12 protein-coding genes and 3 pseudogenes are annotated in these 12,058 nt (G+C 69.0%); 9 read left to right on the top strand and 6 right to left on the bottom strand.

The features are described from left to right. Positions 1-311 precede the first annotated feature (311 nt). The gene (locus ABTY04_RS28110; RefSeq protein ID WP_352216197.1) at positions 312-536 is read left to right on the top strand and encodes a hypothetical protein; all 225 of its coding nucleotides are present in this window, start codon (positions 312-314) and stop codon (positions 534-536) included. 1,102 nt (positions 537-1,638) lie between these two features. Here ABTY04_RS28110 and ABTY04_RS28115 read toward each other — a convergent pair. The 3 genes from ABTY04_RS28115 to ABTY04_RS28125 form a co-directional block, all read right to left on the bottom strand. Next, positions 1,639-1,827, bottom strand: coding sequence for a hypothetical protein (locus tag ABTY04_RS28115; RefSeq protein ID WP_352216198.1), 189 nt, complete (start codon positions 1,825-1,827; stop codon positions 1,639-1,641). A gap of 365 nt (positions 1,828-2,192) precedes the next feature. After that, positions 2,193-3,329 (bottom strand): SMI1/KNR4 family protein, encoded by a 1,137-nt coding sequence (locus ABTY04_RS28120; RefSeq protein WP_352216199.1) that lies wholly within the window; start codon positions 3,327-3,329, stop codon positions 2,193-2,195. A gap of 142 nt (positions 3,330-3,471) precedes the next feature. Then, positions 3,472-3,639 (bottom strand): hypothetical protein, encoded by a 168-nt coding sequence (locus ABTY04_RS28125; RefSeq protein ID WP_352216200.1) that lies wholly within the window; start codon positions 3,637-3,639, stop codon positions 3,472-3,474. Between the two features lie 494 nt (positions 3,640-4,133). Here ABTY04_RS28125 and ABTY04_RS28130 point away from each other — a divergent pair. Further along, positions 4,134-4,334, top strand: a pseudogene (locus ABTY04_RS28130) (ATP-dependent DNA ligase); the annotation flags it as partial. Positions 4,335-4,423: 89 nt separating this feature from the next. On the opposite strand, the gene ABTY04_RS28135 reads toward ABTY04_RS28130, so the two are convergent. Next, positions 4,424-6,064: an alpha/beta fold hydrolase gene (locus tag ABTY04_RS28135; RefSeq protein WP_352216201.1), complete on the bottom strand. Its 1,641-nt coding sequence runs from the start codon at positions 6,062-6,064 to the stop codon at positions 4,424-4,426. Between the two features lie 845 nt (positions 6,065-6,909). Here ABTY04_RS28135 and ABTY04_RS28140 point away from each other — a divergent pair. From ABTY04_RS28140 to ABTY04_RS28175, 7 genes and pseudogenes are all read left to right on the top strand, one after another. After that, a pseudogene (locus ABTY04_RS28140) lies at positions 6,910-7,300 on the top strand (RHS repeat-associated core domain-containing protein); the annotation flags it as partial. 97 nt (positions 7,301-7,397) lie between these two features. Continuing rightward, positions 7,398-8,132: an HNH/endonuclease VII fold putative polymorphic toxin gene (locus tag ABTY04_RS28145; RefSeq protein WP_352216202.1), complete on the top strand. Its 735-nt coding sequence runs from the start codon at positions 7,398-7,400 to the stop codon at positions 8,130-8,132. Position 8,133: 1 nt separating this feature from the next. Continuing rightward, positions 8,134-8,532, top strand: a complete 399-nt coding sequence (locus tag ABTY04_RS28150; protein WP_352216203.1) for an Imm50 family immunity protein — start codon at positions 8,134-8,136, stop codon at positions 8,530-8,532. 292 nt (positions 8,533-8,824) lie between these two features. Beyond that, positions 8,825-9,286, top strand: a complete 462-nt coding sequence (locus ABTY04_RS28160) for a DUF3592 domain-containing protein (RefSeq protein ID WP_352216204.1) — start codon at positions 8,825-8,827, stop codon at positions 9,284-9,286. Positions 9,287-9,431: 145 nt separating this feature from the next. Further along, the gene (locus ABTY04_RS28165; protein WP_352216205.1) at positions 9,432-9,740 is read left to right on the top strand and encodes a hypothetical protein; all 309 of its coding nucleotides are present in this window, start codon (positions 9,432-9,434) and stop codon (positions 9,738-9,740) included. Beyond that, a complete protein-coding gene (locus ABTY04_RS28170; protein WP_352216206.1) occupies positions 9,674-10,216 on the top strand; it encodes a hypothetical protein in 543 nt (180 codons plus the stop codon). Before ABTY04_RS28165 ends, ABTY04_RS28170 begins: the two co-directional genes overlap by 67 nt. Positions 10,217-10,333: 117 nt before the next feature. Further along, positions 10,334-10,789, top strand: a complete 456-nt coding sequence (locus ABTY04_RS28175) for a hypothetical protein (RefSeq protein WP_352216207.1) — start codon at positions 10,334-10,336, stop codon at positions 10,787-10,789. Here the strand turns inward: ABTY04_RS28175 and ABTY04_RS28180 are convergent. Together ABTY04_RS28180 and ABTY04_RS28185 are read right to left on the bottom strand one after the other, a co-directional pair. Beyond that, a pseudogene (locus ABTY04_RS28180) lies at positions 10,790-10,987 on the bottom strand (DUF4253 domain-containing protein); the annotation flags it as partial. A 939-nt stretch (positions 10,988-11,926) separates the two neighbouring features. Continuing rightward, complete coding sequence (locus ABTY04_RS28185; protein WP_352216208.1) at positions 11,927-12,055, bottom strand: hypothetical protein; 129 nt, start codon at positions 12,053-12,055, stop codon at positions 11,927-11,929. Positions 12,056-12,058 lie beyond the last annotated feature (3 nt).

Genomic DNA, 12,058 nt, shown 5'->3' on the forward strand with positions numbered 1-12,058 from the left:
CCGACACGCCGTCAGCGTCCTCGATCAGGTGACCAGTCATCGCGTCCATCAGGGGTCCCTTCACAGCGGGTGTCCACCTGATTCATGACACTCCCCGGCTGCAACATCCACAGCTGAGCCGGCTCCTGAGATCCACCGCATTGCATATCGGACGAACAAGCCCTCGGCTCTGGAAACCGGGGCCACGACCACTGCTGGCGCCGGTCAGCGCGCGCCGTGGTGCTCAGCCTCGGTGGCCCGACGGTCGGGTCGGGCGCCGCGACCACAGGAAGTTGAAGAACAAGCACAGATCGGTGGCGTAGTTCCGCGTGGTGACACTGCCCCGTCGGCCCCCTTCCGGTCCCGGCGAGGTGCACGTCGTCATGCAGGCGGCCTTCGACGTCGATCCCGCCCAGTGGTCCGGTCTGTCTGCCGAGGCGATCCGGGCACGGCTGGAGGAGACCGTCGCCGCAGCCGTGTCGCGCGCGGTTGCGGGCAGCCGCGACGTCGGGGCGCGGTTGGTCTCCTCGCGTCCGGCGCGGGCGCCCCGGGTATGACCGGCGCGATGCGCTGGGAGGGTGTGTCGCTAAGGTTGGCGGGTTGGAAGGCGGGTCCGGGACATCGCTGGCCCGGTCGGCAGGTCATTGCCCTGGTGGAGGGCAGGCAGGCCGGGTACGTGCAGTTCCACGCACACCCGCAGGGCCTGGCCGTGGAGATTTCCATACTGGAGGTGGGCAAGGAGTTCCGGGGCCGGTAATGGCCTCGCCTCGCTGCTGATCGACACGGTCCATGAGGCCCACACTCAGAGGCCGCGAGCACCGGATACCGGGAGCGCTACGACGAAGGCGGAAGGCTGCGGGCCCCGCTGACGCCTCAGGAACGGATGCTCGCCAGCCGGGCCGCAGAGCTCAAAGCCGTCGCGGACCGCCTGCTGGACGACATCGCAGCCCGCACAGCCACCACCCCACCCCGCCTGCCCGCCCCGCGTCCCGCCGCAGCACACAATCCCCAGCAGCAGCCGCCGGCGGCCCCCGCACCCCGGCCCCGCCTGCCACGACCGAAGCCACGGCCAAAACACACCGCGCGCCGGATCACCCGCCGCTGGGTGAATAACGACCGGCTCAACCACGCCAGCGTGTCTCTGGGCCTTCTCCGCGATCACCACCTCACCCGGCGCAAAGGCCCACTACCGGCGACGACACGACAATCATGCAGACTGGCGCGCCGTCCCGGCCCGGGCCAGAGGCTGTGGACTGCGGCGCGCGGCCACGGGCCCGCAGTCGCACCGCCGCATCCCGGCGACCGCAGTCAGCCGGAGGCCGGGTATGCCATGAGCCCATCACCGGAGCGGGAGATGGCCACGCCTGTGTCCGTTCACGAGGTCCGGGATGATGCCGGGGCGCGTCGGCAGGTTTGCTCCCGTCCGGGCATCGAGGGCCAGGGGGCCGTCGGCCGCCGCCATCGGGCCCACGTCCTGCGCCGGAGGGGGCAGCTCTTCCGCGTATAGCTGTGGCGCTCCCGTACTGCCTCGCGCAGCCAGGCACGGACAGCGCCGGCCGCACTTCCAGCCCGTCACACGCTTGGCGCCGTGCGTATCATCGGGCCCGAAGCACGACCCACCCGCCAGAAACCCGCAACGGCTGGCGTTTCGAACGGGCCTTACACGGAGTCGTTGAAACCGTCCAGGTCCACGCCGGCCCAGCCGGCTCCGGCGTCCGCGTCCAGGTCAGGCCAGAGCGCCAACACGTCCAGGAACCTCCCGAGGTCGGCGTCGCCGACGACGCCGTGCCCGCTGCCGCTGTCCCAGCCGCCATTGAGCACCGCTGCTCTGCTAACGGTCTGACTCATCCATAACCGCAGATCCCACCACAACCACCATGCCAGTACACGGCCGACGTCCCCCCGCACCCCAGGCAACCCCACAGACTGCCCAGTGTGTCTCTGGTCACAGGTACCGGCCGGCGCGATGGCGGCCGTGCGTGGCGCTGTCAGCGAGCGATGTGGGCGTACCGGGCCCATAGCTTGTGGCTTCAGGCTCGGGGCTCGTGGGCCCGTGCAGGCCTGCACAGGGAAGACGTCTCAATGCCGGTGTCAAGCCGCAGCGGGTGCTGTCCAGAGGGGGTTGACGCGGATCCCTGATTCGGTTGCGGCTGCTCGTCACCTCACTCGCTCCAGCATTCAACGGCGGCGGAACTTCCACGACTGCTGGGAGATCAGTCGAGCGGTGGCCAGGGACCGGCGAGCAACCGCTCGGCCTCCGCGATGATCGCTCTGGTCAGCTGCTCGCGTGTTCCGCCGCTCCGGATTGCCTCCGAGTCGTTGTACGCATCGACCTTGTCGACCAGAGGCTTGAGCGCCTGCGGCCGGGCCAGCGCGCCCCAGCCCTCGTAGGTGATCACGTCACCGCCGGCCCCGGGGTCCAGACTCCCGTTCACGATCAGCTGGAGCCACCAGCGCACGAGTTCCCAGCGGGCCGCCTCCCAGGGGATGCCGGTGTCATCCACGGGAAGGCCATCGGACAGACCCAGCTCGGTCAGTACCTGGTCGAAAAGCACATCGGCGTTCTCATACTCAGTGCGCGACAGGCCGGCGAGCAGCGGAAGGGACTGCGTCTCGATGTCGAGGGCCAGTGCCGTAAGCCCTGCCTCGATCAGGTGGTGCGGGTGGTGCTGTCGGCCGATCAGGCGCTCCAGTGCCAGCATCCGCAGGTACTCGACAGCCTCCTGCGTGCTGACGGCGTAGGGGGTGTGCGGGGTGGGCGCGGTGACGTCGGTGCCTGGACCGGCCTCGACGAAGTACGACCAGAAGCCGACGGTCGCGTGGGCCGGGAGACTGCTCGCCCGGCCGGTGAACTCGCGTCGTATGTAGTCGGCGAGGTCGTTCCCGTAAAAGATGATGTCGGTCTGGTGGACGGACAGTACGGGGTGGCCCCACTCGCCTGCTGTGCCGGGCAGGTAGCGGTGGCCGTAGACGGGGACCAGCTGCGGTACGGTCGCCAACTCGCACCGTGCGACCTGCAGCACGTCGGACTTCTCTGCGGGCCTCGGGGGCCAGGCAGGGTGCCAGAAGCCGTTGTGCTCAATGTCGAAGAGCACACCCTCGACCGGTTGGGAGAGCCGCCCGGCCAGGTCCTCGGGGTCGCCGTTGCGCCAGTCGGGCCAGCTTCGTGACCCGTGCGGGAGCCCTGCGGCGAGGAATACCCTGTGATCCGCCGAGAAGGTGAAGCCGAACCGTGCCTCGATCGCGTTGAGTTCCCGCTCGCTGAGGCCTGGCCCGATGTCGGCTCCGAGCATGTTCTGAAGGTCCCTGGCGGCTTCCAGGGTCAGCGGTTGGGGCGACTGCGCGGTCATCTCGGCAGCATAGCGACCGGTACGCAGACGTGATGAGGCCGCCCGAGCCCAGGACAGACACCCTCTGAATGAGCAGATCCAGTGAGCGGATTTGGGGTCACAATCGAGTACGGGTGGCCGTTTGCAGGAAGCACCATCAGGGTTACACCGCCGATTCGATGCTCACCGCGATGCCTCGTCCGCGAAGGTGAACCCCCAGGATCTTCATCTCGACGAGCGTGCCGACAAGACCGGTCCCGGCGAGTTCCGCGGCCTGTGCTCGTGCTTCGCCCAGGGACAGTTCCCGTGCACTGCGGAGGGCCTGCAGCACGGGAACAAGGCTCGGCACGTTTCCAGACAGGCGAAGACGCGCGGGCCCGTGCGCTTGCAGCAGAGCTTGTCGAATGTTCTCGGGCGTGACGGGGCCGCTGTCTTGCTCGCACCACCCATGCAGGCAGTCCGCGCATCGCCCTTCGGTGCCCCAACGGAGCATGCCGCGGTCGAAGAACTGACCGACATCGCAGGTCGTCGCGCCTCCGCAGGCACCGCACCGGCCTGTGACCCGTACTCCTTGCGTGATCACAGGGATCTCCTCAGCTCGTGGGGCAGTGGTGATGCGATCCTCCCTGAAAAGTCGGCTTTGAATCGATCAGGTTTGCGGTCGGCGAGCCCTATTGGGCGGTTGCCGATGGTCTCGCAGAAGTGCCTGCAGCACGTTGACTCGTTGTCCACGGACACGGACACGGACACGGACACGGACACGGCCCCGCCGCGCAGCGCCGGGCCGCCGCCGGCGCCCGCAGCGCCCCAGGTCTCACCGCTCAGTGCCCGGACTACTTCGTCGCGTTCGACGTCTTGCAGCTCGACGGCCAAGAGCTGCTGCAACGCCCGTACAACGAGCGGCGCGCTCCTCTGGAGCAGCTGTTCGCCGACCGCGCCCTGACGGCTCTCTGGACGCTCGTCCCGATGACGACGGACCTGGCCAAGGCCCGAGAGTGGCTGGAGACCTGGACCGACGTGTCCGGCGTGGAGGGCCTGTTGTGGACAGGGTTCGCGGCTGCCCGCCTGACCGGGTTCAGCCGATTGCAGCGGGGCCGGGCGGCCGGGCCCTGTCGTCAGCGGGCTCCGGCACCCTCCGGATCCGGAGTGGGCGGCGGGTTGTGGCAGGTCACGTCCTTCGCGGGCAGCTGTCCCGTCGACAGGTACGCGTTGACGGGTATGTTGGCGCAGGCCGTGGGGTTGGAGAGATACACACCATGCCCCTCACCCCCCAGCGCCAGCACCATCCGCGACCCCTTGAGCGCCTGGTGCAGCCCCTGGCCGGTGCCGAGCGGGGTCATCGGATCCCACTCGTTCTGCACGGTCAGGACGTCGGCCCGGGCCTTCATGGACGTGGCGGGCTCCAGCGGCCGCTGCCAGAAGGCGCACGGTTTGATGTTCGACGCGAAGTCCCCGTACAGCGGGTGCTTCACCTTGTCTCGCGCCGCGTCCCGCGCGTACTGCTCCGGATCGCGGGGCCAGCTGTCCGTGTCCCCGCACACCACGGCCCAGTACACGGCGGTGACGTTGCTGGCGGGAATGGCGTCCGGACCCTCCGACGCCCCTCCCGCGTCGATGCCCGGGCCGACGGCCCGGATGCCGCCGAGCGGTGACTGCGCGCCGGGCCCCTTCCTGTCGGCGCCCTTCCCGCTCGTGCCCGGATCGGTGCCACCCGGAGCCATGCCGCCCGGAGCGGTGCCACCCGGCGGCTGGGGCGCCTTGTCGGCCGATGCCTTGATGGACTTGACGACGGCGGAGGCGCCGTGGGGATCGAAGAAGAGCGACGGGTCGGCCCTGATGTCGTCACCCGTCACCTTCTCCCCGTAGTGGATGATCGGGTCCCGGTCGGCCCGCGCCACCAGCGCCCAGAAGGTGGCCGAGACCGCCTCGGGCGTGGCGCCGAGCCCATAAGTGTCCGAGCGCTCCGCCGCCCACCGCGTCCACCGCTCGAAGGCGGGCTCGGCTCCGGTCCCCCACGCCTGGATCATGCCGCGCCAGACGCGCCCCGGGTCCACGCCGCTGTCCAGGACGAACCGGTCGGTGTGCTCCGGGAACATCTGGGAGTACACCGCGCCGAGGTACGTCCCGTACGAGTAGCCCAGGTACGAGACCGTCCGCTCCCCTAGTGCGGCGCGGATGACGTCCATGTCGCGCGCCGTGTTGCGGGTGGTGATGTACGGAATCACATCGCCCGACTTCTCACGGCACTTGTCGGCGATTCCGCGCGCCCAGGACACGTCCGAGGCGAAGGTCTCGGGCCGGTACGCCCCGCCGACGCCCACCTCCGCTTCGCTCAGATCACCACAGCCGATCGGGCTGCTCTCGCCGACGCCGCGCGGGTCGAAGCCGACGAGGTCGTAGCGGTCGCGGACGTCCTTGGGCATTTCGGTATTCGTCCGTATCGGCCGGAAGAGACCCGAGGTCCCGGGGCCGCCGGGGTTGAGGAGGAGGACGCCACGCCGCTTGGCGGGGTTCTCGCTCTTCATCCGGGATATGGCGAGGTTCAAGGTGCGCCCTTCGGGACGCTGGTAGTCGAGCGGCACCTTGAGGGTGGCGCACTCGTACGCCGCCGGCTGATCGGGGCTGCAGCGGTGCCAGGCCGGCGTCTGTCGCAGGTACGCGGGGGTCGGGGCGGCGGAGGCCGATGGCGCCGCCAGCCCGGGAAGGGCGGCGGCGAGGAGTCCGGCGGTGGCGAGCAGCGGTGCGAGACGTTTCATGCGCGTGGTCCCGTTCCTTCGTCCGGTGAAATCACTTGTGCCTCCACTGTGTTGGACGAGCGGGTCAGACCGGATCCCTCCCAAGAGCCGGCCTTGCGTCCCCCACGAGTACCACCTGAAATCCAGACATGTGGCCGAGACTCATCCCCAAGATCCGCGTATCCGCCGGGGCTTCCGGGCCGGACCCGCTCGTCCACTCGTAGCCCCCTCCCCCTTAGGGAGGACAACCGACTACAACTAGCGACAAGGGTGTACGTAATAGGCCCAGACAAGTGGTGCCGGCCACGGATGATCGCGATGTCGCGCTGGTCTGGTACCAAGCTCTCCTGGAGCAGGGAATCGAGGGCCTGGTGGTCAAGCCCCTGACCAGCCGCTATATCACCTCGCACAGAGAGTGGACCAAGATCCGCCGCCGCGACACCACCGGGGCTTGGGGGTTGATGGTGTATCACGTGCGCGAGTTTCACTCATCTATGCCTCTGACCTGCAGTTTTCTCGGACTTGCGCGACTAATCCCTTCGAGTTCGAAAGTGCGGGTCACCCCTCCGGCCGGAGGTGTGACCCGTGGTTTCAGGCAAGGAGTGAGCTGTCATGAGCACGTGAGAATTGGGCGGGGAGTCGATAAGTGAGGAGTCCGGTCGGGAGCCAGCCGGTCCGGCAGGGGAGCCGGCCCCGCGCCGCCGTCGGTCGCGCGGGAGCCGGCTGGTGGGCCGGGTGGTCGGGACGCTTGCTGTTGAGGTGGCGCAGGCCGGGGTGTCGGTGTGGGCGCCGGAGTGGTCGTGAGACGATACAGCCGTTGACCGCGGCTGCACGGGCTGCTGTGCGGCTCCGCCGGCGTCGGGGCGGGCGGCCGTGCGGCAGCTCAGTCCGAACGGCTGGTCGCTGCGGACGGGCGGGAGATCGACGGCCGGTTCTTCGCGATCGTCACCGACCTGATCGGCGCACCGCAGGAGCTCGTCGACGAGGCGGGCGAGATCGCCTGGCGCACGCGCAGCACCGTGTGGGGCGCCACCACGTGGAACACGGACGCCCGCACCTACACCCCTCTCCGCTTTCCCCGGGCAGTACTTCGACCCGGAATCGGGGCTGCACTACAACCGCTTCCGGTACTACGACCCGGAGACCGCCCGCTACTTCTCCGTCGACCCGCTGGGTCTTAGGCCGGTGCCGAACGCGTCGACGTACGTCCCGAACCCGCTGATGTGGACGGACGCGCTGGGACTGGCTCCGGACGACTGCCCGTCTTCGGCGAAGGTGGGCAAGACCAAGGAGTAGCGGAAGGCGAAGGCCCCTGCGTGAAGCGGGAGTGCCCGAGGGCCAGGAGCCGGCGTTCGTGGACGACTGGGCGAAGGCGACGACGCCCGAATGGCAGGGCGGCAAGCAGCTCATCGGGCCGGACGGCCAGCCGATCTTCTACACCGAGGAGTGGTACGAATTGCCCAACGGTGACATCGTCGTCTTCCAGGACCACTGGTTCGGTCACCAGAAGCCGGGCGAGCCCGGATACCAACCGGCCCATGTCCACGTGCGGCCCGGTGACGACCCCCGGAACGGCCAGATACCAGGGGCAGAGGAGCATTACTACATGACTTGGACTGATTTCGTCGTAAATGCGGATTTCACTTCGTATTACGACGATGCTCCCGACCTGACGGGTGTCCGGCTGCGGTCGGTGCACCTGGACGGCTGGGACCCGACCGTCACCCTGAGGCTCGACCTGCCGCGGTTTCCCGACCGTTGGGAGGGGGCGCCGGGCGACACCATGCAGTGCCAGATCCAATTCATGATGGTGCAGGACTTCCTGATGGAGGGATGGCAGCCGCCGGTCACGGCGGACGTCGCGCTGCGTGCACTGCCGGAGCACAGGCTGGCAGTGGAGGTGGCAGCGCCCGGCGTCGCCTTCTCATTCACCGCGAACGCCTCTGTCAAGGCGGGTAAGATCAGCGTCTTCACGCAGGACGCCGACGGCGGCGACAGCGGCTCGCGCGCCTTCAGCCGTGCACTCGAGACCCGGCTCTTCCCGACCCTGCCTCCGGCGTACGCGAACACCTTCTACGAGCGTGTGTGAGATGGCTGCTTCGATCGAACGGCCGGAACTGCGGGACCTGTACGGCACGGCGCCGGTACCCGATCTGGACACCTGCGACTTCTTCCACGTCCACATCGACGAGCGCAGCACTTCGGTGACCTTCGCTTTCGAGACGTCGCAGCTGCCGGCCAACCCGAAGCCGGAGTGGACGGAGTCGGCGTACAACACCCTGCGCTTCTGGATCGAGTTCACCGGGGTGAGCGAGCTGCGCGTGTCGGGCATCCTGGCGGAAGCGAAGCGCGCTGTACGGATCACCGGCGGCGCTGCGCCGGACCGCCTCGACGTGTCCGTCACCAGCGAGACCCGCTCGATCGCCTTCTCTGCGTCCGCATCCCACGTCACGCACACGCGTGTCTACCTGAAGGCCGCCTCACTCTAGCGGTGGCATGCCGACGGGGAATGTTGCGGCGATACGCCGACGCCGCAACAGGTGGCGGATGGCCGTGCTGGAGCAGGACTTGTCGCCCAGGACACGGTCCGGTGTCGTGCGTGGGCGGCCCGCGACGGCCCGGGGAGGGGCTCGGTCGCGCCCTGCCCGCGTACGGGGCCTGAGAAACTGAAACCGGTACACAGGCGTCCTTACGGGTAGCCGGGGTGCGGAGGCCTGCGCGTTGCGCGGGCCGGTCGTGCACCGGGTCCCGCGCCCCCTCTTCCGAACCGAAACAGGTCTCATGTCGCCTTCTTCTGCTCTGTGGATCCTTTCCCTCGCCTTTGCCCTGCCGGGTGCCGTGCTCGGTGCGGCGTCGTACCACAAGGTCCGGGAGGCCCGGCGTCTGCTGCGCGACGGCGTACGGGCCCATGGGGTGGTGATCCGCCTTGAGGCGATGCGGGTGCAGGGCGGGGGCTCGGACGACTCGATCACCTTCCGGAGCACCGGGACCACGGCGTACGCGCCGGTCGTCGCCTGGACCACGGCGGACGGCCGGGCCATGGAGACCAGGTCGGGCATAGCCCGCCCGCTCAACAGGACTCCTGCCGCCGGGACCCGGGTCGCGGTCCGCTACGACCCCGCGAAGCCCTCCCGGTGGATGCTTCCGGCCGGAGGCAACGGCCTGTGGTGGGTCTTCGTCGGAGTCGGCGCGCTCTTCACGGTGCTCGGACTCGGGTTCGGCGTCGGGGCGCTGTACGCGTAGGTGTCCTGACGCCCGGTCAGGGCAGCTCGGCAGGAACACCGGGCGAGGACCTCATGCCCCACGGCTGACCTCGTGTGGGCGGGAGCAGCACCCCGCACACATGCTTCGCCGCGGTGCTGTCGGCGGGGGCCGGCAGCATGTCCGTATGAATCGCGACGATCTTGACACGCTGTTCGCCTCCCCCGCGACCCTGCTCGCCGTCGGCCCCGAAGCCCTTGAGGACCTGCCTGCCACGGGCGGCGGAGCGGGCCGCGAGGCCTACGCCCAAGCCGTCACGATCCTCGACGGAGCCGAGGTACCGCGGGCGGAGTTCGCCTCGTGGCTGCATTTCGGCGCGAAGGTGCTGGGCCACGATGACTACGCCGACCTGGTCGCCGAAGCCGAGCCGTGTCGTGGCGGACCGTCTGGGCCCAGTGGCGCCCGACAGGCGAGTACTGGGCCACGCCGAACCTGAGCGGGGACGCCAACATCGAGGTCCATGAGGCGCCGGACGGCCGTCTCCTGCTGAAGCCGTGGTCGCAGTGGCCCCAGAGCACTGGCTCAATCCGTCCACCGGCGGACGGCTCCCCGCGCCCGCCGAAGGCGAGTTCGCCGAGCGGGCCGTACAACGCCCCCGTCGAGGGGCCTGTCCTCTTCGACCCGGACGACGACGACCACGGCCTCCACCAGCCCGACACCTGGGAGGAACCCACTCCTCTCGGAGGCGGCCGCGTCATGTTCTTCGAGCCGCGAGGCGTCGTGGTCCTGGAGCGGAACGGCGCGGCGGCCGACGGGCCGACCGGCTCCGAGGCCGTCTCCTGGAGCGGGGCCGGGCCGTGGTTCGCGGGGCCGACGGCGGCCGAGGCCCCCTGGACGCCGCCCGCCCGGAGGAGGTGTTCGACGCGGACGGGATGGTGCTGCTGGAGCACGAACAGCTGCCCGCCGCGCTGAGTCACGAGCCCACTCGGGAGCTGGCCGTGACGGCGGGGCTGCCGACGTGGTTCGCCGCCGGGGTCGCCACGTTCACGCTGGCCTGGGCCGGGGGGAAGGCACACGGGCTGGAGCCCGATGAGAACGGCCTGCTGCACCTGGGCACCTTCGACCTGGCGTACGCCGACACCGGCCGGGTGCTCGTCCGTCCCGAGAGGGGCGCTGTGTCGATGGTCCACAACTGCGAGGGGCCGTTCCCGCCACCCGCTGCCGAGCCGCACCGACGTCCACGCCGCCATCGACAGCCTGACCTCCGAGACCGGCCGACGCCCGAGCGTGCTGGCCCTCGCCACCCGCCTCGGCCTCGCCAACACCACCTTCCGCCGCAACTACCCAGACATCTGTGACGAGCTCGCCGCCATCGCGCGTACGCCAAGCGGCACGACCGCAGCCGACGCCTACAGCACAGTCCAGGCCAACAACGCCCGGCTGCGACGGGACAACCGCGACCTCGCCGAACAGCTCGAACTCGCCATCGTCGCAGAACGCAAAGTGCTCGGCTGCAACCAGCAGAGCCTCATGCTCGCTCACTGATGGCGCGGCAACGCTGAGGTGCAACGTGGAAAACCCGACCGCGACGACACGGGCCCCGAATCGGTTTTCCCAATCCCGGACGACCGCGGAAAATTTCGCGGTGTCGTTTCGTAGTTGCAGGGGCCAGCCCAGCCCACGGCTGTCAGCGCTTCGGCACCGGACGGAGCAGCAACCAGTCCAAGACGTGTCCGCGGGCAGTCGGTGAGGAACGCCTCCGCGAACTCTGAGGCCAGTTGCTCAGGGTTCGTTACCGTTTCCCGGCTGGCCGCAAGGCCGGACCATACCTGTCCGAAGGGGGCCGTAACCCGCAGGCGCCTCTTGACGTCGAGGATGTCGTCGTCTTCATCGACGGCCGTGTAGGTCGCCCACCACTGTGCGAGGAGGCCGGCAGGATCATGGCTTGCCGGGGAGGACATCTGCTCAGGGAAGAGCTCCCCGGACCCCCAAGGGCGGAACTCGCCATCGTTCGGGTCCAGCGCGTCGAGGAGCAGCGGCCACAGGCCGGAACGTGCGTGTTCGGTGTACATCCGCGTCCACAGCTCAGGCGCGGCTGGCCCGTCACTGAGCCACAAGGGCGTCGATCTCCGTCGCCTTCATCGGATGTGACCATCCGACCGGGCGGGAGCAGGCCATAAAGGCTCGATCGGGATTCAGGGTGCGTGGGCCGGATGCTAGTGCTGCGACCAGGGGGTATCACTGAGAGGGTCCGAGCGCTCGATCCCGGTACTCCTGGAATTCCTCCCAGCCTGACGTATGCCCAGGGGTTATCAGGTCCCCATGCGCACAGTCGAGCACTTTGCACCGCAGAGCCTCGGCAAGACGGAAGACGTCAGTCACCACGTCGCCGCCGGAGCCCCGGATGTGGAGCCTGATCGAGTCCACCGGATCTTCCGACCCGATGTTGAGTCCGACGGACCAAGTCGGGCCGGAAAGCTCACCCCAGGCTGGGTCCGAGAGGTCAGCTTCGGGGCAAGCCTGAGTGACGGCTGCGCGTACGTCCTCGCGCCGGCCGAGCGGGTCCGGGGTGTAGTCGGCGGGGATCTCGTGCACAGAGGTGACGTCGGCGGGTAGGCGCATGAAAAGGACGTCCCAGCTCATAGTGGCCTTCCGGGGAGGACGGGTGCGGGTCGGGTTGGGTCAGATCAGGCTGAGCTGTTCTCCCAATGGCTGTGGCAGGAGCACGTTCTGCAGGCGGCGGATGTTCGCGCGCCATGGCTCGCCATCCGACTCGGCCCATAGGTCCATCAGTTCGGACGGTTCGGTCATGAT

It is taken from the genome of Streptomyces sp. NPDC097981 (assembly GCF_040302565.1).
Lineage (GTDB): Bacteria > Actinomycetota > Actinomycetes > Streptomycetales > Streptomycetaceae > Streptomyces.

What these genes read in the sequence shown, in the direction of transcription:
- ABTY04_RS28135 (WP_352216201.1), bottom strand. Translation starts at nt 6,064, where the DNA reads ATGAAACGTCTCGCACCGCTGCTCGCCACCGCCGGACTCCTCGCCGCC.
- ABTY04_RS28115 (WP_352216198.1), bottom strand. Translation starts at nt 1,827, where the DNA reads ATGAGTCAGACCGTTAGCAGAGCAGCGGTGCTCAATGGCGGCTGGGAC.
- ABTY04_RS28160 (WP_352216204.1), top strand. Translation starts at nt 8,825, where the DNA reads ATGTCGCCTTCTTCTGCTCTGTGGATCCTTTCCCTCGCCTTTGCCCTG.
- ABTY04_RS28175 (WP_352216207.1), top strand. Translation starts at nt 10,334, where the DNA reads ATGAGAACGGCCTGCTGCACCTGGGCACCTTCGACCTGGCGTACGCCG.
- ABTY04_RS28150 (WP_352216203.1), top strand. Translation starts at nt 8,134, where the DNA reads ATGGCTGCTTCGATCGAACGGCCGGAACTGCGGGACCTGTACGGCACG.
- ABTY04_RS28185 (WP_352216208.1), bottom strand. Translation starts at nt 12,055, where the DNA reads ATGACCGAACCGTCCGAACTGATGGACCTATGGGCCGAGTCGGATGGC.
- ABTY04_RS28120 (WP_352216199.1), bottom strand. Translation starts at nt 3,329, where the DNA reads ATGACCGCGCAGTCGCCCCAACCGCTGACCCTGGAAGCCGCCAGGGAC.
- ABTY04_RS28165 (WP_352216205.1), top strand. Translation starts at nt 9,432, where the DNA reads ATGAATCGCGACGATCTTGACACGCTGTTCGCCTCCCCCGCGACCCTG.